This is a genomic window from Sphaerospermopsis sp. FACHB-1194 (assembly GCF_014696235.1).
Taxonomy (GTDB): Bacteria; Cyanobacteriota; Cyanobacteriia; order Cyanobacteriales; family Nostocaceae; genus Sphaerospermopsis; species Sphaerospermopsis kisseleviana.
The window spans coordinates 1-24,978 of record NZ_JACJPU010000063.1; the positions used below are offsets into that span (position 1 = coordinate 1).

At 36.9% G+C, this 24,978-nt stretch carries 20 protein-coding genes and 1 pseudogene; 12 read left to right on the forward strand and 9 right to left on the reverse strand.

Annotation, left to right across the window (positions count from 1 at the left end; genetic code table 11):
- Positions 1-670 precede the first annotated feature (670 nt).
- The 5 genes from ppsA to sipA form a co-directional block, all read right to left on the reverse strand.
- Positions 671-4,288, reverse strand: coding sequence for a phosphoenolpyruvate synthase (ppsA, locus tag H6F45_RS23705; protein ID WP_190348552.1), 3,618 nt, complete (start codon positions 4,286-4,288; stop codon positions 671-673).
- A 524-nt stretch (positions 4,289-4,812) separates the two neighbouring features.
- On the reverse strand, positions 4,813-6,681 hold the full coding sequence (locus H6F45_RS23710) for a CheR family methyltransferase (RefSeq protein WP_190348553.1): 1,869 nt from the start codon (positions 6,679-6,681) through the stop codon (positions 4,813-4,815).
- A 529-nt stretch (positions 6,682-7,210) separates the two neighbouring features.
- The gene (locus tag H6F45_RS23715; RefSeq protein ID WP_190348554.1) at positions 7,211-8,083 is read right to left on the reverse strand and encodes a polyphosphate kinase 2 family protein; all 873 of its coding nucleotides are present in this window, start codon (positions 8,081-8,083) and stop codon (positions 7,211-7,213) included.
- A gap of 158 nt (positions 8,084-8,241) precedes the next feature.
- Complete coding sequence (locus H6F45_RS23720; protein WP_190348555.1) at positions 8,242-8,799, reverse strand: peroxiredoxin; 558 nt, start codon at positions 8,797-8,799, stop codon at positions 8,242-8,244.
- Positions 8,800-9,025: 226 nt separating this feature from the next.
- Positions 9,026-9,256 (reverse strand): regulatory protein SipA, encoded by a 231-nt coding sequence (sipA, locus tag H6F45_RS23725; protein ID WP_096569432.1) that lies wholly within the window; start codon positions 9,254-9,256, stop codon positions 9,026-9,028.
- 38 nt (positions 9,257-9,294) lie between these two features.
- Between sipA and H6F45_RS23730 the strand changes: the two genes are divergently transcribed.
- Both H6F45_RS23730 and H6F45_RS23735 read left to right on the forward strand, forming a co-directional pair.
- Complete coding sequence (locus H6F45_RS23730) at positions 9,295-10,377, forward strand: 4-oxalomesaconate tautomerase (protein ID WP_096569429.1); 1,083 nt, start codon at positions 9,295-9,297, stop codon at positions 10,375-10,377.
- Positions 10,378-10,481: 104 nt separating this feature from the next.
- A complete protein-coding gene (locus H6F45_RS23735) occupies positions 10,482-11,810 on the forward strand; it encodes an APC family permease (RefSeq protein WP_096569426.1) in 1,329 nt (442 codons plus the stop codon).
- Positions 11,811-11,929: 119 nt separating this feature from the next.
- On the opposite strand, the pseudogene H6F45_RS23740 reads toward H6F45_RS23735, so the two are convergent.
- Both H6F45_RS23740 and H6F45_RS23745 read right to left on the reverse strand, forming a co-directional pair.
- A pseudogene (locus tag H6F45_RS23740) lies at positions 11,930-12,480 on the reverse strand (winged helix-turn-helix domain-containing protein); the annotation flags it as partial.
- Between the two features lie 94 nt (positions 12,481-12,574).
- Positions 12,575-13,009 (reverse strand): nucleoside deaminase, encoded by a 435-nt coding sequence (locus tag H6F45_RS23745; RefSeq protein ID WP_190348556.1) that lies wholly within the window; start codon positions 13,007-13,009, stop codon positions 12,575-12,577.
- A gap of 88 nt (positions 13,010-13,097) precedes the next feature.
- Between H6F45_RS23745 and H6F45_RS23750 the strand changes: the two genes are divergently transcribed.
- The 10 genes from H6F45_RS23750 (at position 13,098) to H6F45_RS23795 (ending at position 23,050) form a co-directional block, all read left to right on the forward strand.
- Positions 13,098-13,892 (forward strand): potassium channel family protein, encoded by a 795-nt coding sequence (locus H6F45_RS23750; protein WP_096569418.1) that lies wholly within the window; start codon positions 13,098-13,100, stop codon positions 13,890-13,892.
- A gap of 221 nt (positions 13,893-14,113) precedes the next feature.
- On the forward strand, positions 14,114-14,491 hold the full coding sequence (locus H6F45_RS23755) for a CTB family bacteriocin (protein WP_137669595.1): 378 nt from the start codon (positions 14,114-14,116) through the stop codon (positions 14,489-14,491).
- 558 nt (positions 14,492-15,049) lie between these two features.
- The gene (locus H6F45_RS23760; RefSeq protein WP_137668436.1) at positions 15,050-15,406 is read left to right on the forward strand and encodes a CTB family bacteriocin; all 357 of its coding nucleotides are present in this window, start codon (positions 15,050-15,052) and stop codon (positions 15,404-15,406) included.
- 497 nt (positions 15,407-15,903) lie between these two features.
- Positions 15,904-16,212, forward strand: coding sequence for a CTB family bacteriocin (locus H6F45_RS23765; RefSeq protein WP_137668435.1), 309 nt, complete (start codon positions 15,904-15,906; stop codon positions 16,210-16,212).
- 38 nt (positions 16,213-16,250) lie between these two features.
- Entirely contained in the window at positions 16,251-16,577 is a 327-nt protein-coding gene (locus H6F45_RS23770; protein WP_137668434.1) for a hypothetical protein, read from the forward strand.
- Between the two features lie 838 nt (positions 16,578-17,415).
- Positions 17,416-18,936, forward strand: a complete 1,521-nt coding sequence (locus tag H6F45_RS23775) for an HlyD family efflux transporter periplasmic adaptor subunit (protein ID WP_347237789.1) — start codon at positions 17,416-17,418, stop codon at positions 18,934-18,936.
- Positions 18,937-19,058: 122 nt separating this feature from the next.
- A complete protein-coding gene (locus H6F45_RS23780; RefSeq protein ID WP_190348558.1) occupies positions 19,059-21,227 on the forward strand; it encodes a peptidase domain-containing ABC transporter in 2,169 nt (722 codons plus the stop codon).
- A gap of 30 nt (positions 21,228-21,257) precedes the next feature.
- Entirely contained in the window at positions 21,258-21,581 is a 324-nt protein-coding gene (locus tag H6F45_RS23785) for a hypothetical protein (RefSeq protein WP_137668431.1), read from the forward strand.
- A 239-nt stretch (positions 21,582-21,820) separates the two neighbouring features.
- Positions 21,821-22,042, forward strand: coding sequence for a hypothetical protein (locus H6F45_RS23790; protein ID WP_190348559.1), 222 nt, complete (start codon positions 21,821-21,823; stop codon positions 22,040-22,042).
- Positions 22,043-22,810: 768 nt separating this feature from the next.
- The gene (locus H6F45_RS23795; protein WP_190348560.1) at positions 22,811-23,050 is read left to right on the forward strand and encodes a hypothetical protein; all 240 of its coding nucleotides are present in this window, start codon (positions 22,811-22,813) and stop codon (positions 23,048-23,050) included.
- Between the two features lie 21 nt (positions 23,051-23,071).
- Here H6F45_RS23795 and H6F45_RS23800 read toward each other — a convergent pair whose 3' ends face one another.
- Together H6F45_RS23800 and H6F45_RS23805 are read right to left on the reverse strand one after the other, a co-directional pair.
- A complete protein-coding gene (locus H6F45_RS23800) occupies positions 23,072-23,959 on the reverse strand; it encodes an alpha/beta fold hydrolase (protein WP_190348562.1) in 888 nt (295 codons plus the stop codon).
- 132 nt (positions 23,960-24,091) lie between these two features.
- A partial coding sequence (locus H6F45_RS23805) for an RNA-guided endonuclease TnpB family protein (RefSeq protein ID WP_190348561.1) occupies positions 24,092-24,978 on the reverse strand: 887 nt, incomplete at its 5' end.

Consider the following 24,978-nt stretch of genomic DNA (forward strand, 5'->3'; position numbering starts at 1 on the left):
TAACTTGAGTTGTGTTTTGATGGATAAAAGCATTTGCTGATGTCAACACTATACTTTATTATTTAATTCTGACACATTTTGCCTAATTTTTTAGTCAACTTATTCCATGTATACGTCAAATACTTGTAGTTTTGTATGTACTTGTATAGGTTTGTCTAGTAAATTGTCAACTTAGGACAAGCTCACCAAACATGATATTAACGCCAGCTTTTTTTGAGAATAAGGTTGTCAAACCTGAATTATTGATGCTTTATTGTCTTTGTTCATGTTCTTGCTCAAGATAGTAATTTTGTTCTAAGTAAATTTTAGAATAAAAATATACATACGTCAATAACTGCTTGCAAAAATTTAATAATATCTTGTTTTGTTGAAGCTGATTTTCTTTTCAGGAGCTATAGATAATCTATTATCAATCAAAAATTAAATTTATTAACAAAAAGCCCAATAAGACTTTAAATTACTCCACACACCAGCACATATCATCCAATTTCCACCAAAGATTGACATATTTCCATTTTGTCTCGTACAGATCGTAAATTCTCCGCTATACAACTCAAACCATCCGTATTTGTTGGATATTTAAATTCACTTTTTGCTGCCAAATTTGGTGATCTGTGATTGGTGATTGGGAAAAATAAAATTAATTACCCAGTCACCAGTCCCCAATCACCTACATTCCTTCTGCTTCTGCAATTTCTAACATTGTCTTGATCACAGAATCAGGGTTAAGACTGATAGAATCTATACCCAATTCTACCAAGAATCTAGCAAATTCGGGATAATCGCTGGGAGCTTGACCGCAGATACCGATCTTGCGATTATATTCTTTAGCGGTGGCGATCGCTTTAGCAATTGTCCGTTTTACAGCTTCGTTGCGTTCATCAAACAAATGGGCAACTAACTCTGAATCTCGGTCTAATCCTAATGTTAACTGTGTCAAGTCATTAGAACCAATAGAGAAACCGTCAAAGACTTGGCTAAATTCGTCTGCAAGTAGCACGTTACTTGGCAATTCGCACATTACATAAACTTCTAAACCGTTCTCACCACGAACCAAGCCATTTTTCGCCATCTCTGCAAGTACCCGTTGTCCTTCTTCGGGAGTACGACAGAAGGGAACCATGAGAACCATGTTAGTTAAACCCATTTCATCCCGTACCCGTTTCATAGCTTGACATTCCAGGGCGAAACCTTCACGGTAACGAGGATCATAGTAGCGAGAAGCACCACGCCAGCCGATCATCGGGTTTTCTTCTTTGGGTTCAAATTGTCTACCACCTAAGAGGTTAGCATATTCGTTACTCTTGAAATCAGACAACCGAACTATCACAGGTTTGGGATAAAATGCTGCGGCAATTGTACCAATACCTTGCGCCAATTGAGCAATAAAGAATTCAGCTTTATTTTCATATTGGGCGGTTAACTCAGCAATTTTATATTTTGCTAGTTCGTCTTCCAATTCATTAAAGTGCAACAATGCTAAAGGATGTGCCTTAATGTGGTTAGCAATAATAAATTCCATTCTTGCTAAACCCACACCATCATTAGGAATTGCTGTTAAACCTAAAGCCTCCTCTGGGTTGCCCACATTCATCATAATTTTAGTGCGGGTACGAGGCAAATCATCTAAAGGTAATTCTTGAATTTCAAAGTTTAACAGACCTGCATAAACTCTGCCTGTTTCACCTTCAGCACAACTAACAGTTATTTCCTGTCCTGTCTTCAAAACTGTGGTCGCATTTCCGCAACCAACTATGGCTGGAATACCCATTTCTCTGGCGATAATTGCGGCGTGACAGTTACAAACAACTACAGGAGTATATTTGTCCGTGAAAACTAGATAATTATGATGATCGGCAACAGTAATATTATAAACTTCAGCGTCTACTGCATCTGCAACTTTAACAACTCGTTGCATTCGTAGATCACCTTGTAAAAGGTCTGCAAACTCACTCATTTCACCCAGTTGTTTATCGGAAATAAGTAAGTTTTTATCTCTTCTCAATTTGATTTGACTTGTTACATTGTCACTAAATAATTGATTAGCGGCAAAAAATCTAGTTTGAATACTTCGTGGAGTAGTGTCTCCTTTAACTCGTTGGGTATATTGTAAAATTTGCTCTAATTTTTCTACAATTTGGACATTGTAGATATTACGGTTTTTAGTAACTTGAGGAACAGTATTGATTTTCAAACAAGCAATAATCACAGCTTGTAGTAAGTTCTCCTCAGAAATATAGATGTTGATGCGGTTGTTAGCATAGCAACCATCACCATCAATTACACCTCCTAAAAATTGATAGGAAACTTCTGGAGTATTCTCTAAAAGAATTTGAGTAATCTGTTGTTCTTTTTCTTTTAAGTCATAGGCGATCGCCTGAGAATAAACACGATAAGCTGTATCTTGGCCTGTTACCTGTTTTCCTCGGATGTAACCTGAAGATACTGCTTTCTCACAAGTCGCAAAAGATTTACCATAAACAGCATTCATTTTTTCATTCATAGTAGCTATGAATGCTTGTTTTTCTGGTACAGATTTTTGGATAAACTGGACTTCTCCATGAGTTCGACTGGTGTAAATTGAACCGTCTGTAATAATTCCTCCCAAAAGATAAGCTAAATCTGCTGCTTGATCTTTGCTATTACCTAATGTGGGAATATTCTCAGATACAAGCACCATTTCTTGATTATTTAACATTTCTTGAATCTCAGTTTTGGTATATTCACCATTCCTAAGATTGACCATTTTATGATCAGGAGTTAACCGTAGGAAATTATCTCTAACTTTCCCAGTTTGAGATACACTCACACCAATTATTTGAGATGTCCGTTTCATTGCATCTATAATTGGTTTCCATTCCATCTGATGGGTTTTAGTGTTCAGGGCTAAAGTTGATAATCCTTGATATCCTTGTTCATAAATTTGTTGAATGGTCATAAAACCTTGATTTGTGAGAATTTTCGTTTCTCCATCAAAACAAGTTCTACCACCGGAGTTAGTGACAATAGCACTAGCTTTTTTCATAATCGGTTCCCAGTCCGGGTCTGTGCGGTTGGTGACTAACACTTCTCCGGCTTGGAATTGGTTAATTTGGTGAACATCGAGAATGACTCTAGCTTTACCTTGACCAATCATTTCGCCAACGCTACGACCTGTTAACAGAACATCACCTTTTTCTTTGAGAACATAAGTTCTGAGAACAGTTTTCGATTTTTGTGATTGGACTGTTTCTGGTCTAGCTTGGACGATAAATAATTCTCCAGTAATCCCATCTTTTGCCCATTCAATGTCCATTGGAGTAAACATACCCCGGACTTGGGAATAATGGTCTTCAATAATGCAAGCCCAGTTTGCTAATTGTAAAATCTCATCATTATTTAAAGCAAATTGGTTTCTTTCTGCTTCAGGAACGGCAACATTTTTGGTTAATTTTGTTCCACCTAAATCATAAACCATTTGAATTTCTTTTGTTCCCAAACGTTTTTGCAGAATGGGTTTAAATCCTTGTTTCAAGGTAGGTTTAAATACTAAATATTCATCGGGGTTAACAGCACCTTGAACCACGTTTTCACCTAAACCATAGGCGGCGGTAATTAAAGCTGCATCTTTAAAGCCAGTTTCTGTGTCAATGGAGAACATCACACCAGAACAAGCCATGTCAGAACGTACCATTTTTTGCACACCTACTGACAGTGCAACTTCAAAATGATCGAAACCTTTGAGTTGACGGTAGGAAATTGCACGATCTGTAAAAATGGACGCAAAGCATTTATGACAAGATTCTAATACGCTTTTAAGTCCGTGAACGTTGAGGTAAGTTTCTTGTTGACCAGCAAAACTGGCATCCGGTAAGTCTTCTGCGGTAGCACTGGAACGCACTGCAACGTCGGTGTCTTCACCGTATTCTTGACATAAAGCTTGATAGGAACGGGTGATCGCTTCTTGCAAGTCTATCGGAAATGGCGTTTCTAACATTAGCGACCGGGCTTGCTTACCACATTGTCGCAAATTGTCAACATCTTCTACATCTAAAGTTGCAAAAATCTTTCTTAATCTGGTTTCTAAACCTGCGGCTTTGATGAAATATCTATAAGCATAAGCTGTGGTAGCAAAACCTGTAGGAACTTTCACTCCTTTAGGTTGCAACTGCTGAATCATTTCTCCCAAGGATGCGTTTTTGCCACCGACAAAGGGTATATCTGCAATACCAACGGTATTAAAAGGCAGGACTAAAGCCTCTTCTTTGTTAAATTGGCTGCTTTGTTGATTGGGTCGCATTTGCACCATGATCTTGAGTCCTTTAAAACTTACAAATTTTTTTGATTTTGATGCAGAAGCTTTTACTAACTTTTACTAAGTTGTTCTGCTTTTCGCTTCCATAATTATTTTTATATAAATAAAATCTGAGGAACTTGTGAAGATAAAAATTTAACGAAATGTGAAGTAAATATTGTCAATTTGTTTCGCAATATTACGATATATTTTGATAATTAATTAAATGAACCTCACAATTTCCTCACATTTTTCAAATATTTTATATATCAAATTTATATATCAAAACGTAAAAAAATGGTTCTTCAGTACATAGTATGCAAAATCAATCTCAAAAAACTGCAGAAGGCTTAATATACATAAGACATAAGCTACAAATATTGGATATTATTACAAAAATTGCCTCTTTACCCTGATCCTTCCTGTTCCCTATCCCCTATCAGTTTAGCATACTAAGTACGGTAGAGCCAAAAAAATTAGCTTAACATTTTCAACCCTTAAAGCCATTGACTGATCAAGTTTTTCTAACTTTTTTGAATTTATTGATTATAAATCATATTTTTGATTTTATCTACATCTGCCATCATCACAACTACCCCTTCTATTTTTTTGTCGATGAGGGGGTTGAGAGCAACATAACATTGGATTTGTTTGCCTCGGCGATTTGTAGCGGCTAAAATCATTTCTTGGAAATCTATTTTACCAGATAGGATATCACGAATAGGTGATCGCAACTCTTCCACAGGTAAACTAATATCTAAACTAAATAGAGATTTATGGATCACTTCATCATTGCGTAATCCCCATAAATCTTCTACAAAATTATTCCAAATTAAAATGTTAAAGTTTGGGTCAATGACAACCATTCCTGTTTGCAGGCTTTTAAGAATGGATGTAATAAAAACATTGGTGCGGTTCAGTTCTAAAGTGCGATCGCTTAACTCATAATTAATTGTTTGTAATTCTTCATTTGCAGATTGCAATTCTTCATTCATTGTTTCCAATTCTTGATTACTAGACTGGAGTTCTTCGTTAGTTGTTTCTAATTCTTCATTAGTAGATTGTAGTTCCTCGTTGGTAGTTTCTAATTCTTCATTAGTAGATTGTAGTTCCTCGTTGGTAGTTTCTAAATCTTGTCGAGAACGTTGCAATGCTTCTTGCAATTGGACATAACGGGTGACATCATTAAAACTTATGCTCACACCTAGTAAGCTGAGATTATCGTCTTGTAAAGGTGTGATCCGCACATCCAAGTATTGCTTTTCTGAATTTGATAAATAGCGTTCTACATTTGTAAGATTGATGGGACGATGTTCTTTGTATGCTCTTTCTATTAGCGATCGCAATTCTATTGGTCGATAGGAAATTTCCAACTCGTGAAAAGGACGATCTAAATCTCTCATTGATAAACCAAACAAACTGCGAGCTTGCTCATTGATAATCACTAATAAACCATTGATATCAATGACTATCTCCGCTACTGGGGTTGCATCAAAAGCCAACTCCTGCAAGCGAATGTGTTTAGATAAACGACGATTAGATTCATCATCTGCTGAATTTGCCATAACTAATAGGCGATCGCGTAAATTTGTTGATGATAACTTAGTAAATATTCTATTTTTTAAGTCTACAGGCATAAACAAATTAGAATACATCAGCAGCATCTCGGCTTTACCTAAAAACAAATAGCCAGTATCATTCAGGGCAAAATGAAACCTCGCCATTATTCGCCCCTGCACCTCAGAATTGAAATACATCAATGTGTTACGACACACCAACAAATCTAACCGGGAAATCGGCGCATCCAAAAATAAATTATGACGACCAAAAATTACACACCGACGCAAGTCTTGACGAAATATATAATTATTCCCTGCTAAATCAAAATATTTATCCAGTAGTTCCGTTGGTACTTTATCAATATCTTTCTCTGAATATACAGACTGACGTGCCTGATTGAGAGCTTCTTCATCAATATCTGTAGCGTAAATTTTGACTCGATGACGAAACTCTTCGACTCCTAATGCTTCAGTAAACAGTATTGCTATAGTATAAGCTTCTGCTCCCGATGCACAACCAGCAGACCAAATGCGAATCTGTTCACTATTTTTTTTGCCTTTAATAATATTAGGTATGATTTGCTTTTCTAAATATTCCCAAGCAGCAACATCCCGAAAAAAGTCGGTAACATTAATCAAAATGGTATTGAACAAATAATTAAATTCTTCTGGGTGAACTTCTAGATAATCTATATAATCACTAAAATGTTCTATACTTAAGGTTTGTAGCCTCTTAGTAACTCTACGTACCAAAGTTGAACGTTTATAGCCAGTAAAATCAAAACCCCGATTTTGTCTGATATAAGTAAGTAAATTTTCAAAGTTTTCAGGTATTTCTAGGAAAGTCATAGGGTCAAAAATGGATAATCAGGTCTCAAGATAATAGACATAGACATAGACATAGTTTGTTGAGTATGCTTAATAACTTTTCACGCATCCTCTCAATATAAATCACATTTTATTTATAAAAAAACCTTATATCTCTAATATATTTAAATTCTATGTATAAAACTGCAACTATAAATTTAGTGATAAAATATCATAAAAATGATCTAGCATTTACCAAGTTAGTGAGGTACAGAGTTTTTTATCTTAGGGAATTGGGAATTGGGAATTGGGAATTGGGAATTGGGAATTGGGAATTGGGAATTGGGAATTGGGAATTGGTAACAGTAAATAAATTATGGTGTACCTCATGAGACTGGGAAACGCTATATAGTCTTATCGCTTAATTTGCCTGGACTTATAAAAACAGGACTGGAATATTCAAGAATGTTAATCATAAGCTAAAATTTAACCAATAGTCATGAAAAAAGTCAAGTAGACAAAATAAATATCTTCCCAAAGACATACGAAGTTAAAACTCATACAGTGCTTTTTATTCATCTTCAATTTCTAATATTCTCTTAGCTTCTAAAAGCATAAGCTTATGCTCTTCACTAACAGTAGGATATTGTAAATTTAATTCTTTTAATTTAGTGCAGATAATATCCGACACAACCAACCTGGTAAACCACTTGCGATCGGCAGGTATAATATACCAGGGTGCATATTCTGTACTGGTGTGGTTAAAAACGTCTTCATAAGCCATCATGTAATCATCCCAAAAACCACGTTCCCGCACATCACTAGGGGAAAATTTCCAATGCTTTTCTGGTGATTCAATTCTATCTAAAAAGCGTTTTTTCTGTTCTGCTTTTGAGACATTGAGAAAAAATTTCATAACAACAATTCCATTATTCACCAAATATTTTTCAAAATTATTAATTTCCTCAAACCGCTGCTGCCAGATTTGATTACCATGCGGAATATAATGCAGTTGTTGTTTTTCTAAAAGTTCTGGATGGACGCGCACCACCAACAATTCTTCATAATAAGAACGGTTGAATATACCAATTCTTCCCCGTTCGGGTAAAGCTTTCATTGAACGCCACAAATAATCATGATCTAATTCTTCATCACTAGGTTCTTGAAAGCTAAAAACCTGACATCCTTGAGGATTCACCCCAGACATCACGTGTTTAATAGTGCTATCTTTACCAGCAGCATCCATCGCTTGCAAGATAATCAGCAAAGCATAAGTATTTTGAGCATAGAGAATATTTTGATAATTCGCTAATTCTTTGATACCAGCTTTTAATTTTCTTTTCGCCTCAGCTTTTTCATGATATTCAGCTTTATAACTGGGGTCATAATCATCTTTTAAGGAAATTTTAGCCCCTGGAGAAACAATAAACGGATCATGATTCATCTGTAAAAAGCACCTGATTAGAAATGATTTAGAGATTTTGTTGGTAATAGGTGACTGGGGACAGTGAAGAAGCAAGGGAGCAGGGAGCAGGGGGAGGTTAATAACCCAATTACCAATTACCAATTACCAATTACCAATTACCAATTACCAATTACCAATTACCCATTATCTGATTGTAACTTTTCCAGTCGTGCTAAAACTTCCTGACTGTGAATAGTGGGATTGACTTTGACAAAAGTTTCCCGCAAAATACCCTGGGGATCGATGATAAAACTATGACGCATGGATACATAGCCAATCCAAGAACCATAAGCTTTACTCACTGCACCATCAGTATCCGCCAAAAGGGGGAATTTTAAACCCTCAGAATCACAAAATTCGGCGTGGGAATCAATATCATCCGCACTGACACCAATAATCTGAGTATTTTTTTCTAGATATTTGGGTAAGTCTTGTTGAAAACGCCGCGCTTCAATTGTACAGCCAGAGGTGAAATCTTTGGGATAAAAATATAAAACTACCCACTGACCACGTAAGTCAGAAAGGGAAATTTTACCATCTCCTGTATTGGTGGGTAAAGTGAAATTAGGCGCGGGTTGGTTGATTGCAGGTAGTTTACCACCCAAAGCAGCAGCAGTGGGGGTAAAGTTCAGCCAACTAATGAAGGATAAACAACCAGCCAATAAAATGGTAATAAAATTGCGTCGTGAAATCATTGTTGCAAACCAGAATCATAACTTAACATAAGTTAACATTCTTTCGAGTTCCCGGACTGCTTGAAGAAGTCGGGGATCTTAGGGACTTCCAAGAAATAAATTATCCAATCTTATGGGAGATTATCCAATCTTGTGGGATGGGCTTCTAGTCCGTCCGGGTTTAAGGGCAGGCTGTCCGGCCTACCCCACAAGAATTAATTGTATATTTTTTTTATCTGGAAGTCCCTTATCTCAGCGGATTTTCTGTACTTTCAATATATTGACTATCCATGAGGAAAGTACCTCTAGCAAAACGTACACCCCAATATCCTCCAGGACGGCGGTCAATAACTATACCTTCTTCACCGACGCTAATCACATCAGGAGGACGTAACATGGGCATGGGGTCAGCAGTTTTAATGTATGGTGGTAATGTGACGACACGGACTTTACCGCCAATAGGAAATTCTGGAGACATTTTAAGAACATTAGCAGTTGTAAATTAATTTATTGTAAATGCAAATAGGAATACCTTGTTTGTTTATGCGTGGTGGAACATCACGGGGACCCTATTTTATCAAACAGGATCTACCCAGTGATGAAATATCAAGAAACAATGTTCTCTTGGCGGTGATGGGTTCGCCAGATGAACGACAAATTAACGGTATTGGTGGTGGTACAACTCTTACCAGTAAAGTAGCAATCCTATCGCCATCTCAACATCTATGGGCAGATGTAGATTACTTATTTGCCCAGGTCAACGTACTTCAGCCAAAAGTTGATTTTGCACCCTCCTGTGGTAATATTCTGGCAGGTGTTGGACCAGCTGCAATAGAAAGAAATTTGGTTGCAGCTGTAGATGGCAAAACTACAGTTAAGATTCATGCCGTTAACACAGGTTCACTCATTGAAGCTGTGGTGTGTACACCCGGTGGTCAGGTAACTTACGAAGGTAATACAGTCATTGATGGTGTACCTGGTTCAGCAGCACCGATTTTACTCAACTTCATGAAAATTGTTGGTTCTAAGACGGGTAAACTTCTACCCACTGGTTATACAAGTGAAGAAATTGAAGGAGTACAAGTCACCTGTATTGATGTTGCCGTACCAATGGCGATCGCACAAGCTCAAGCTTTTGGTAAAACAGGTTATGAAACTAAGACAGAATTGGATGCTGATACTGCTTTTTTGCAGAAGATCGAGGTAATTCGTCGTTTGGCAGGTGAAAGAATGGGATTAGGTAATGTTGCCAACAGTGTAATTCCCAAATTCGCCATTATTGCCCCACCACGTCAGGGAGGTAGTATTACTTCCCGCTACTTTGTTCCAGATACTTGTCATGCTGCTCATGCTGTCACTGGTGCTATATGCGTGGCCTCCTCCACTTTACTGCCAGGTTCTGTTGCTGATGGTATTGCCAAAGTGACAGACTCCCAGCAGCAAAATATCATTATTGAGCATCCTTCGGGAAAACTAGAAATTTCCTTAGTTATTCATCAGGAAGGATCAGAAATAGTCATTGAGCGTGCAGGGGTGATCCGAACAGCCCGGTTATTATTTTCTGGTAATGTTTATGTTTCTTCTCATCTATGGACTTAGGGACTTTCAACTCAAAAAAATACTGAAAACCTTATTTCCTGTTTCCTGCTCCTTCCTCTACCCTGCCCACACAAATAAATTTAGAAATCAAACCGGACTACTATATGTCAGATTCAGAGACAAAACTTCAGCATGAAATGAAACGAGAATTAGGTTGGTTTGATACTACCATTATTGGACTAGCCTCAGTTATCGGTGTAGGTATTTTTGTTAGTCTTGGTATAGCTGCTGGACTATCTGGTTTGGCTGTAATTTTTGCATTAATTTTAGCTGGATTATTATCAGCTTGTAATAGTTTGAATCTGGCTCAACTAGCAGCAAATCATCCCGTTAGTGGAGGAATTTATGAATATGGTTATAAATATCTCAACCATTGGCTAGGATTTACTGGTGGCTGGATTTATCTGTTAGGTAAAACTGCTGTTGCAGCCACGGCGGCTCTTGGTTTTGCTGGCTATTTCCTTAATGCCTTAGGACTATTTGACAAAGGGTTAATTGTACCTGTTGCTGAAGTTGCTGTTGTCATACTTACCTTAGTTGTGCTTGGAGGGATGAAGCGTTCTAAGATAGCGACAACAATAACAGTTTTTATCACCATTTTCTCCCTGTTTTTCTTAATAGTTACTGGGTTATTTGTTCATGCTAGTACAGGATTTGAATATTTAACTTTTATTCCAGAAAATTCAGGTAATTTGCTCCAACATTTGCTAGAATCTACTGCTTTAATGTTTGTTGCTTATAATGGTGCTGCTCGTATTGCTATGGTTGCTGAAGAAATCAAAGAACCACGTAAAAACATCCCTAAAGCAATTTTATTGACAATTTTCATTACTCTAGTCCTGTATGTAGGAGTAGCAATAGTTAGTTTAGGTTCTATTGGTGCAGATGCTTTAAGTGATACAACAGCACAAACAGCTTCTTTAGAAAGAGTAGCTTTAAGTTTTGGTATTCCAGGCGCATCTAAGATATTAGCAATTGGGGCTACTACTGCTATGCTTAGTGTCCTCCTCAGTATTATTCTGGGATTATCTCGCCTACTATTAGCAATGGGAAGACGGGGAGATATGCCCAACTTTATGGCCAAGTTAAATAGTTCTGAGACTACACCTTATTGGGCAGTATATTTTATCTGTGCCGTGATTATGCTTTTGGTTTTAACAGGTAATGTGAAAACTACTTGGTCTTTTGGTGCTTTTGGTGGTTTATACCGTTGTGTTATTGTTAGTTTAGCAGCCTTAAAATTAAGTGATGAAGAACGATTGTATCCTAAATGGTTAAGCTGGATAGCTTTGTTATCCTGTCTGTTTTTAGCTTTTTGGATAGAGTGGCAGATATGGTTAATCAGTTTTGGTTTAATTGGTATGGGTTTAATATGGCATTTTGCTATCCATAAAATTAAGCTATCTGAAACTATAAATAAACCTATTCCATAGCCTGATGTTATAGCAGGAAATAGGGAATAGGGAACAGAGTTGAATACAGGATTGAGAATGAATTAGATTTTTCGAGTTAGTTATTCTTGATAATTGGTAAAAAATGTACTGGCGATAAGTTTTCCCCAGACATAACCACATATATCTCCCCATAATAAATGACATTCGTCAACCATAAATATTACTAGCTCTCCTGCCTCTATTTCCGCTCTTCGCGTCTCCAACAACTCACAAATCTCTTTTTTTTTGAGTCCACTAATTCTTGGTTATATTTTGGATTATTTGCCTGTGTTTTCTTCCAGCTAATATTAGCAGCATCAAATATCTCGTAGTAACTTTGTTTTGAGGCGAATGTCACTCCATATTTTGAGGCTATATGATACTCTAATTCATTCAATGTCCATTTTTCTTTAGTTTGCAACCATTCCATTACCTCGGCACGTTGAATCTTAGAAAAAAATCCTTTACTTCCTTTGTACTTGAGTTTTAAACCATCAATTCCCTTTTGAAAAAACGCTTTCTTGTAGGTACTAATAAACCCAGATGAGACATCTAATATTGGCATTATCTCCTCATGTTTATATCCACGTAGCAACATTTTTACTGCTGTAGCTCGCTTAATCTCACGTGGCTCTTGACTATTTTTGATAAAATCCTCTAATAATTGTATCCACATTTGTAGCCCACACCCCAGTTCTCAAATTTACTTTTTTCCTATTTCCGTATTTTCTCACAAACTGCTCAGGATTGCTATAGGGCTTTTTTTATGCAAATAATTTTAGACATTCCTGCCTTAAAATTCCTTTTGTTACCTTGATATTTCTAAATGATTTAGCGATAACTTCTTCACAAGATATATTAATTTGTCCTTGATTTATAGCAATTAAATCTGCAATTGAAGCACCATAAATAATTTCTGATATCCCCGTCCATACACAAGCACTAGCGCACATGGGACAAGGTTCACCTGTGGTATATATAGAATAACCATCTAAAGCCGGATTTTTCAGTTTAGCGGTTAAATTACGAATAACATTAATTTCCGCATGGGCTGATGGATCACTGTCTCTACTGACAGTATTATAAGCTACTGCAACTACTTGATTATCTTTAACTATCACCGCACCATAGGGCGCATCTCCTTTTTTTGCTTCTTCTATGGCCAGACTCATAAAATATTCTTGGGATTCTTGGTTCATCTTTACAGGAAATTTAAATAGGATTATTCTTTATAATAGCACATTTTTGGCGTTTTTCTTATAAATTAGTTATTTTTTTGATGATATTATGATAATAAATCGAGCTAAAATAGAATTTTACTTAACAGACTTAGAAACTCCAATTGGGAAAGCAATTAATTTAACAATTGCGTCTTTAGTTTTATTATCATCGGGAATTTTCGTAGCGGAAACTTATAATATTTCTCGTGATGCTCGTTTAGAAGTAAGAGCATTAGATACTTGCATATTAATAATCTTTACCATAGAGTATGCACTACGTTTATGGAGTTCAGAAAATAAACTTAAATATATTTTTAGTTTTTATTCAATTATTGATTTAATGGCTATTTTACCATCTTTAATTGGTTTTGTAGATATTAGATTTATCCGCTTATTGCGATGGTTCCGCATTTTGCGCTTACTGAGGTTTATAGATAGTAAATTTTTATTTGGTACTATTAGCAACGAAGATGGCGTAATTTTTACGCGGATATTATTTACTTTATTTGCCATCATCTTTGTATATTCAGGCTTAATTTATCAAGTTGAGCATCCAGTTAACCCACAAAACTTTGGCACTTTTTTAGATGCCTTTTATTTTTCAGTTGTAACAATGACAACGGTAGGATTTGGAGATTTAACACCCATTTCTGAATTAGGACGTTTGCTCACAGTATTGATGATTTTAACAGGAGTTGCTTTGATTCCCTGGCAGGTAGGTGATTTAATTAAACGGTTGGTGAAAACCGCGAATCAGGTAGAAAATGTTTGTTCTAGTTGCGGTTTAGGTTTTCATGATGCAGATGCAGAATATTGTAAAAGATGCGGTACTAAGTTGCCTGTAAAATCACTCCAGCCCTAAAAGGATGTTTGTAAAGTCATGAAAGATACCCGCAAAAACCATAATAATCTAGATAGGGTATGAATATATCTGTAATAATTAAAAGATTTTATATCTACTTGGAGAAGTAAAACTACCAAATCTGATTTCTATCCCTAGATTTATGAATTACCGAGCAAGAATGCTTATAGTTGGGTTGTTAGGTGATGATTCACCTAATTTCGTAAGTGAGGCTAACAATCATGTCAAATCAAATAAATGCTGCCAATTTATTTGTTGTTTTATCTGATGAAGCACAAGAATTTATCACTGGAGGGGCTGACTTTGAATTAGCTGGCAGTAACTTCGCTAATAGATTAGCAAACTTGCAAGGTACTACAGCTTCTGGACCTAATGGTAGCACAGGTGACTCCATCGGTACAAGTTCTGCTGTGAACACCGCAGCCCAAGACTTTTTAGGATTAGGTGCGCCCATAGTTCCTCAAGTTGCAGCGTTGGGTGCAGCACCCGTTATCAATGGACAAGCCGCACCTACACCCGGTATTGGCGGTCCTGGCGGTCCTGGTGGTCCAATCGGTGGCGGTGGTCTTTTCGGTACTGCTGGCGGTCCTTTTGGCTAAATCTCCCCACCCTGTTAACCACTTACTCCCATAGATGGTCAAAAAAATCAGCTTTCACAACACTAGATCGCTTCGCCTATTTAGGTGATCAAAGAAGCAAATGCCTTGCTTCTTCTTGATGCCTCTAGCCAAAATCTGCAACTGTGATTCGCAGTAACTAACTAATTATTGCAGAAGTAACATTATTCAGTATTATGTCGGTCACATCAAGCTGTACCTCTATTTATGCGGTACTGCTGGTACTGACTAAATATTAGCGTTCTGGGTTTTTTATCCTTGGGAGTCAGTAAATAGCGGATTCTAGAGCGTCGATTCAGTAATGCTAGGTAATCTGTTTTTACCTTGTAGGGGCGAAGCATTCGGACAGAATATCAATGGTTTTAATATCAATGGTTTTAGCGATAGGTTATCACCCGAATGCTTCGCCCTGACGATTAATGAATCGGTGTTCTAGCAGCGATTATGTTTGCTTTCTTTTTGCCCAAAAGTAAACAGTAAGAAATCAGTTCATGCTCTGGAATCCTTTGTTGAAAAATTACGTAAGTGAGGCTAAAAATCATGTCCCATCAAATTATCTCGTCTGAATTGTTTGTTGTTTTATCTGATGAAGTACAAGAGTTTGTCACTGGAGGGGCTGACTTTGAGTTAGCTGGCAGTAACTTCGCTAATAGATTAGCAAACTTGCAAGGTACTACAGCTTCTGGTCCTAATGGTAGCACTGGTAGCTCCATCGGTACAAGTTCTGCTGTCAACACCGCAGCCCAAGACTTCTTGGGATTGGGTGCGCCCATAGTTCCTCAAGTTGCAGCCTTGGGTGCAGCACCCATTCTCAACGGACAAGGCTCACCTCTTGCCGGTCCTGAAGGTCTTGGTGGTCCCGGTGGTCCTGGTGGTCCTGGTGGTCTTGGTGGCTAAGGCGGTTTCTGTGATTTGCTGAACAACTGTCAATACTGTTCGGTTAAGAGTTTTTGTAGATTGGCGTAGGCAGTCGCAACCCAACAAAAGCCTGTAAATGTTCGGTTTCCTAACGTCAAACGCCATTCGCCACAAGCCGGGAAACCCGTCCAAGGCGATGGCTCCCCAACCTACATAATTCTATTTTTTGGGCTTAACCGAAAAGTATTGGCTTGGGGGTGATCAAATAACCAAATTCTTGATTATTTTTAATCCCCCTACTCAAAAATCTGCATAGGAATTTGAATTGTTTTATTTTGGATATTTACGTAACTTAGGCTAATAATCATGTCATGTCCAATAGACATCTCCAGAAAAGAAATTATGGAACCTATTTATGGGGGCAGGTCGAAGCTTATGGGATATCTAGATGTCTGATTTTTCCGTTAAATTATCGCCCATAAGCTTCGCCCCTACAACTTATGACAAATTAATACATTCTATTTTGGAGAGGTCCAATGATGAAATTCAAATGGTTTATTGAGTTATCTGATCAGGAACAAGAATTTTTAACTGGTGGTAGTCAACCTCAGATTAGCAATAACAATTTTTCTCAAAGAGCCGAAAATACCACAGAGAATAACAGCAATACTCCACTAGGTAAAGTTTCTCGAACTAATACTGATTTTGCTGATGTCAATAGTGGCGCACAATCTATATTGTCATCTAATGAACCTGAAGTTTCTCCTTTTGGATCTGTTAATAATCTATTCCCCAACAACCCTAGATCATTCAATAATCCTCTGGGAACTCTAGGGATGTTTTAATGGATTTCCAAAAAGGTGAACAATAAAGGTGAACAATTATGTTACAAGATATCATGAAATCAGATTCATTAGTGAAGTTATCTTCAAAGCAACAAGAACTTTTGTTAGGTGGTCAAGGTCAACCTTTCAATGATCAATTTATTCAACCTCTTGCAGTTATACGAGGTCAACCAATTACTGCGCTGGGTCAAACTTTAAATGATGGTTCAAGCACTGTGTTGGGCAATAATACTTTACAAGGTTCAACTACTTCCGGTCTTTTTGGCAGTGTTGGAAACTCTACTGCACAGGGTAAAGGTGGTGCTACTGGCGCAGAAGATATTATGATTTTGCCACCATTCTCTGCTGCAAGTCAAACACTATAATTTTAGGGAACAGGGAATAGGAAATAAATTGGTGTTTAATTAACTAAACTGGGAAATGTTATATTTATTTCCTAGTCAAAAATCTCAACTTAGCTCACAACGGGCTAGTTTTTAATTCCCATACTTTAGGTAAAAAATTTCTTAGGGCAAAGCTACACAATAAAATTCTCTATAAAATTCATTTTTATTGGCTAAATCAGTAATTTAAAGCAATTTAAAGCGCAATTTACAATCATGTTTTGGGAATTTTGTGTTTTTCAGTAGGAAGGGGGGAGAGGAGATTCTTACTACTCGCTCAACGTAAGTGAGGTCTTTGAGGGAGTTTGAGCGTTCTCCTCGGTTGTTTTCTCAGCGTTGCCCACGTCAGAGATGTCAAGAAAAGTTTTTGCTATGGTCAGCTTTTTCTTTTCTTATCCCCCACTAATGATTATAGAGGATTCTTCACCATGATGTTTACTATTGTGAGCGACATATTTTATTTTTTTCATTCTGGTTCTGTTGAGTTGAGTCAACCTTTATGATGAGCCAGTATTTGGCAGTGTTGATACTTTAGGTATAACTTATATTCACCAAATATTCACCAAAAGATAGAGGTAAAGATACATTTTTTGATCACAATTCAGGAGTCAGGAATCAGAAAGTTTGAGAAATTGATTAATTATCAAATAAGTATTTCTGGCATAAGTCTGAAAAAGCTGATTACTGATGGCTGATAGTTGAATGCTTACACGGGTTTTCCAATCAATTTATGTGGAGTTATCTGAGCGGCTGAGATATCAAATGTAATATGAGATAATCCTGATTTTTGTTGATGTTTCAATCAAAAAGGTGGAACGTTGTGGATTCTTTACACCGCCATGAAAACTATGTTTGGAATGGGTCTGGTGATCCAGGTTCTGAACATCTGCAACCAGTTGAAATTAATGAGTTTCTGCCCCAAATTCACAAATGGACTAGCATTGGTGTGGGGGTAATGTTGACTATCTTTGTGGTAGGTGTAGGTTTAACTACTGTACTTGCTTATAAAGTGACGGTGAAAGTTCCAGGAACTATTAGACCTGTAGGGGAACTCAGGTTAGTTGAATCGGCTATTTCTGGCCAGGTGCAGAAGATTTTAGTCAAAGATAATCAGGTAGTTAATCAGGGAGATGCGATCGCTTATGTTGATGATTCCAATTTACAAACCCAAAAAAGCCAACTAGAAAGCAGTATTCAACAAGGTCAATTACAACTTGTACAAATTGATGCTCAAATAGGTGAAATCAATAATCAAATTTTGGCACAGACAAATTTAATCAATCGTACAATTATCGCATCAGAAGCTGAATTAGATGGTACTCAACGTAACTTTGAAGACCAACAAATTAAAGCTAATGCAGAAATGGCACAAGCAGAATTAGCTGTGAGATTTGCCAAATCACAGCTCGACCGCTTACAACAAGAAGGAGTTTTAAAAACCACAATCGAAGAAGCACAAACAGCTTTCAATCTTGCCAAGTTGCAGAGAGATAGATTACAGGCGATCGCTGATTCTGGTGCAATTTCTCGCAATATTTTGGAAGAAAAACAACAAGCTGTTAAATCTGCTAGAGCTAAATTAGAACAAGCTAAAAACGACGCTAAAACTCTTTTGGAGGAAAAAGTACAGGCATTTAAAGTTGCTCAAACAAATCTAGCGAAAGCGAGAACAGCTATCAATCCTAATAATTCTGCTGTCATTATTGCCTCTGAAAGAATTAAACAAGAACAAGCTAGGGGAGAAGCAAATTTAGCAGCTTTAAAAAAAGAACTTCAGACTCTATTACAACAACGTTTGGAAATTCAAAAACAACTAATTCGCACTCGTCAAGACCTGCTACAAACAGAAATTGATTTGAAAAAAAGAGTGATTCGCGCACCTATTACTGGCACATTATTACAATTAAAAATTCGTAACCCTGGACAGGTAGTACAACCCAGTGAAGCTGTTGCTCAAATTGCCCCTCTCAATGCTCCTTTACAAATCAAAACCTATGTACCTACTCAAGAAATTAACAAAGTAGAACCAGGTCAAAAAGTCCAAATGCAAGTTTCTGCTTGTCCTTATCCAGATTATGGTACTCTCAAAGGCATTGTCAAAAACGTTGCTCCAGATATTTTACCAGTTTCACCAACAAACCAAACTCAAAATTATACATCTACAAATTCCCTGGTTAATGGTTATGAAGTCACTATTGAACCAGAAACATTATATGTAGGTAGAGGTGAACGTAAATGTTATTTACAACCGGGAATGCAAGGTCGCACTGATATTATTACCCGTGAAGAAACTGTGATACAATTTATTCTCAGAAAAGCCAGATTAATTACTGATTTGTAATAGGTAATAGGTAATAGGTAATGGGTAATTGGTAATTGGTGATTGGGAAAATACAAATAATTTCCCCCTACCTCCCCATACTCCTGAACTACTAAACTCCTGAACTACTGAACTACTCTATTATGTTTAATTTATTTCAACCTCAAAGAAAATACCAATGTATTTTACAAGCAAGCGAAGAAGATTGTGGAGCAGCTTGTCTAGCTTCCATTTGCAAATATTACGGACGTTTCTTAACCATAAATAAAAGTCGAGAAGCCGTAGGAACAGGACAACTAGGCACTACTTTATTAGGTTTAAAACGTGGATCTGATAATTTAGGATTTAATGCGAGAGCCGTTAAAGCCTCACCAGAAATTGTAGATAGAATCAACGAAATCCAACTACCAGCAATTATTCATTGGCGTGGTTATCACTGGGTTATTTTATATGGCAAAAAGGGTAAAAAATATGTAATTGCTGATCCGTCTGTAGGTATTCGCTATATTAAACGCGAAGAATTATTAGCAGCTTGGAATGGAGTCATGCTCTTATTAGAGCCAGATCCAGAGCGTTTTTCTCAACAACCCCAAGAAAAACCCCACGGTGGTTTTTTACGCTTTTTTATGCGGATTCTGCCCTATCGAGGACTGCTGACTCAAGTTTTAATTATTAATATTATCCTGGGTATATTAGCCCTGGGAACTCCTATTTTAATTCAATTACTTACTGATGATGTTTTAGTCCGAGGAGATATCCAGTTACTCACAGTAGTGGTATCTGCTGTTGTTGTCATGACCGTATTTAGTAGTAGTTTGCAAGTCATACAATCTACTATGATTGCCCATTTTGGTCAACGATTACAATTAGGATTAGTCTTGGATTTTGGCAGGAGAATACTGCAATTACCTTTGAGTTATTACGAATCTCGTCGTAGTGGTGAAATTACTAGCCGTTTGAGCGACATTAATGAAATCAATCAGTTAATTTCTCAGGTAGTAGTGCTGTTACCTAGTCAGCTTTTCATAGCCATTATTTCTTTTTGTGTGATGCTTTTTTATAGCTGGCAATTAACAATAGCAGTGATTATTTTTGGGGCTTTAATGACTCTAGCAACTCTGCCATTCTTACCCATATTGCAACAAAAAACCCGCAGTTTATTAGTTTTAGGTGCAGAAAATCAAGGTGTCTTAGTAGAAACTTTCAAAGGCGCACAAGTCATCAAAACTACTAATGCTGCCCCTCAATTTTGGGAGGAATTTCAAAGCCGTTTTGGTCGTTTGGCTAATCTCACTTTCAGTACAATTCAAATTGGAATTATTAACGGTACTGTTGCTAAACTTCTTTCTACTCTTGGTGGTGTAATTTTATTGGGTTTAGGCAGTATGTTAGTAATTAACAACCAATTAACTATTGGTCAAATGTTGGCTTTCAATGCTTTACAAGTGAATGTTTTAGCCTTAATTGGTATTGTGGTCGGATTAGTAGATGAATATTTCCGTTCTCAAACTGCAATTTCTCGTTTATTAGAAGTTATTGATGCCACACCGGAAGTTGTTGGCGGTAGTCAAAAACCAATTGTACAAATATCTGGTGATGCAGATATTCATTTTTCTCATCTGACATTTCACCATGCAGGAAGAGTTGATTTATTAGAGAATTTTTCTCTAAAACTTCCCGGTGGAAAGGTGATTGCTTTAATTGGTCAATCAGGTTGTGGTAAAAGTACCTTAGCAAAACTAATTGCAGGTTTATATGAGCCAACTTCAGGTAATATCCGCATCGGTGTTTTTAATATTCATGATCTTTCCCTTGATTGTTTGCGACAGCAAGTAGTTTATGTACCCCAAGAACCTCATTTTTGGAGTCGTTCAATTTTAGAAAACTTTCGTTTAGGAACACCTGCTATTCCTTTTGATCAAATTGTTCAAGCTTGTGAAATTGCTGATGCAGATGGTTTTATTAGTCAATTACCTAATAAGTATCAAACTGTGTTAGGAGAATTTGGGGCAAATCTTTCTGGTGGACAAAGACAACGATTAGCGATCGCACGGGGAATACTCACAAACCCACCGATTTTAATTTTAGATGAAGCTACCGCAGGATTAGATCCAGTTAGTGAAAGTCACGTTCTAGATCGATTATTGGAATCTCGCAAAGGAAAAACTACAATTTTGATTACCCATCGTCCTAGTGTGGTAAATCGAGCAGATTGGATAGTATTAATGGATAAAGGTCAAGTGCAAATCCAAGGTAGTCTTGAAAATTTTATTTCTCAGCCAGGAGAACATTTACAATTTCTCAAAATCTAAAAATATTCTTCATCCGCTCATTATAAGATTATGATGGAAAATTTTAAACCAGATTATCAGGATTTACTCGTTGATTTATCTGAGACAGAACAAGAGAGTTTAATTTCTGGTAAAAATTTTGATGTGATCGGTAAAACTGATTTTTTCTTACAAACTACTAACATTGACAGTAGCGCCGATAATGAGTTAAATCTAGGAGAAAATGAATCTAGTTCACAAAACAGTAAATATAGGTTTTCACAAATTACCATAGGTGTATCTTTTAACTTTGGACTAACAAACATTCGCTCAGTTGGTAATAGATGGAGTAGTTTACTACCTGATATTCTCAAGAATTTTTTTCCTAAATTATAAGAAATGAATTTTCACCTTTCTCATCAAGACTAATTTATTTTCATCATTTATCTGTTTAAATTTCAATCAACCCTAAAAAAGTATGATAATTATTTACTTCACCGTGAAAAACATGAGCTAAAAGAAATAAATATTTATTCTGAAATTATAACCAAAGAATAATTTAAAACTGGAAAAAATTATTAATAATAAAAAGATAGGTTGTTACATACCTATACAAGTAAGTGAGGTAAATAATTATGTCTGCTCAAACCAAGAAATCAAATTTGCTCGTTGAATTAAACATAGAAGAACAAGAACTGCTCTCTGGAGGACAGCAACAACAACCATACCGTCAATACGGTCGTGGAATGGATGATGATCGCTATGGTCGTGGTGACGACTATGGTCGCAACTATTACCCACAGCGTTACCCCACCTACATCTGTCGTCCTTATTACGGCCAAGCGTACGGTTCATAAATTAGTACCTTCTACAGACGGATAGTTTTGTAACTGAGACTTTTTCTGTATTCCAGGGAGGAGAAAAATCATATCTTAATTGAGAAAGTTTCAACAATCTCTTTTTCTTCTCCCTTACTTAATATGCAAATCTTAGTTACAAAATTAAACTCCTGAGTTTTGTAATTCCACAAATATCAAATTTTTTAAATGCAGGGTGTTACCTAAAACTGACAACCCGAAAAATGTAAGTGAGGCAATTAATCATGTCAAATCAAATCAATAAATTGGAATTAGTGGAATTATCCGCAGAACAACAGCAGTTTCTTTCTGGGGGAAGATGCCACTATTCTCCTTGTTATAAACCCAAAAACTGTTGCGGGGAATACAAAGATTACAAACGATATACACCCTCTCCTTGCCCTGATAACTACCCTAGTTTCAATTATTCTGATGGCTATCAGAACTGGGATTAATCAGGTTAATTCCAGATAGAAATTTTCAATCAATAGCAATCAACAAAATTCCCAACTTTGTCGAGAAGTTGGGAGTATGATAATGTGCAATCATTCTTAAACATGATTTATGCATCCTGTCAAGAATATATAAATCAAATTTGATCGCTATCGGAGTCCTACCTATATGAATTTAGGATAAGTCAAAAGACAGAAATAATAACTATTAACTTATAACCACAGAATAATTACATTTATGAATACTAATTTTATAAAAAAACTAGGTTCATCAAATTTATAAACCAATTGAGTCAATTAATTGAGGCTAACAATCATGTCAAATCAAAACATCAAATCCCATTTAGTTCAGGATATATCCAGCAATGAACAGGAACTTCTATCTGGTGGTCACTGGGGCGGCTGGGGAGGTGGACCCGGTTGGGGTGGAGCTGGTTGGAGTAGACCGGGCTGGGGTGGACACGGTTGGGGTGGACCGGGCTGGGGTGGACCGGGCTGGGGATACTGGGGTCGTCCCTGGCATAAAGGACATCACCATCATCGTCGATGGTGGTAGTGTTCTGGAAAAATCCAAAAATTAAGTTTTGCCAATCCAATCTTGTAAAATTGGATTTACCAGTTCAGGAGCTTCATCTTGGGGGCAATGTCCCACTCCTTCCAGGGGAATAAATTTTTGTACTTGGGGAAAATTGGCTAACTCTCTACCCAAATCTATTGGTTCCCAAGGGTCAGCCGTTCCCCATAAAATAATTGCTGGACAGGGTAATACAGGTAACAGGTCTTCTGGTAATGGTCCACTAGAATAAGATGTAAAAGCCAGAAATACTGCTGCTGCACCTGGATCACTTGCTGGTTTCATTAAAATTTCTATTAATTCATCTGTCACTGTCTCCCCATTGGCATAGGCTTGTAAAAGAATCTTTTTGACAGTTTTTGGTTTAGCTAGTTGACTAAAAAAGAAGTTACCAACAACTTCAATTGATAAAAACTTTTGTAAAATTGGCGCACCAACTCGTTTAGTCCAAGGTAAAGTTAGCCTTTTGCGATCGTGTAACAACCTGAGAGAACAATTCAGCAAAGCAGTTCCTAAAGCTATATCTGGGTTACTGACCGCAGCTTGCATAGCTACAATACAACCAATAGAATTTCCTACTAAAAATGCAGGTTCTCCCACTACTTCCCGACAAAAATCAGCTACTTGCTGTCCCCAGGTTTCCAATGTATAGGTTATTTTCTCTCCTGGTTCTGGTTTAGCTGAAGCACCAAAACCAATCAAATCAAGGGCATAAACCCGACAACTTTCTGCTAAAACTGGTATATTTTTGCGCCAGTGTCCACAAGATGCTCCAAAGCCATGCACCAAAATCACAGCAGGTCCTTCAGTGCCTTGGGTTTGATAACAGATAGGGAAGCCTTGCCAAATCCAGGTTTTGATGGAGGTAAATACATCTGTAGAAGTTGTCATGGGCAGTTTATAATTCATAATTCATAATTCATTTTCAGGATAGCAGTCTTCTGCTATATAAAACCTAGACAAAACTAGACTTTACTTTCTACTTCAACGGGAGCATGGGAGCAGTTATCCCTCAGTAGACTTTCACGCCTTAGCCAGACGCGATAAATTAATTGCAGCGTTTAGATCCCTATCTATCTCAAAACCGCAGTTCTCGCAGCAATAAATTCTTTCGGATAAAGAAAGATTTTCTTTTTTATGCCCACAGTGAGAACAGGTTTTACTTGATGGATAAAATCTATCAGCAATTATAATTATGGCTTCGCCACGCAGGCTATCACAGCCAAATTTTTTAGCTTTATATTCTAGCTGACGCTTAAACTCATGAAACCCACAATCAGCTATTGCTTGAGCTAATTTATGATTTGACAACATCCCTGAAACATTTAAATCTTCTACTACTATCTTGGCGTGGTTTTTGCATAAGTAAGTAGTAAGTTTATGAAGAGTGTCTTTTCGCAGGTTTGCTATTCTTGCATGATGTCTAGCTAGTTTAGTTTTGGCTTTGTGTTTATTATTTGAACATGAAGCCTTTCTGCAATAGACTTTGGATAATCTTTGCAGTTTAGCTAAATTCTGTTGATAGTGTTTAGGGTTAGGGAAAGTAACACCAGTGCTTAGTGTAGCTAGTTCCTTTACTCCCAAATCAACACCAACAGCATCATGTTTTTTAATAGTTGGCTGACATTCTTGTTCATAAGAAAAAGCTATGTACCAGCTATCAGCAGTTCTAGAAATAGTAATGCTTTTGCAAGTAGTATGAGGTAATCCTTCATAAGTTTTTACCCATCCAATTGTTGGTAGTTTTATTGATATACCACCTACAGGAATTGGTTTACCACCTGCATCAATTGTAAAACTATCATTTTTCCCTTTCTTTTTGAAGTTGGGATATTTAGACTGTCCTTGAAAGAATCTCTGAAAAGCTTCACCTAAACTATCAAAGGCATATTGAGTGATTTTCTGGCAAA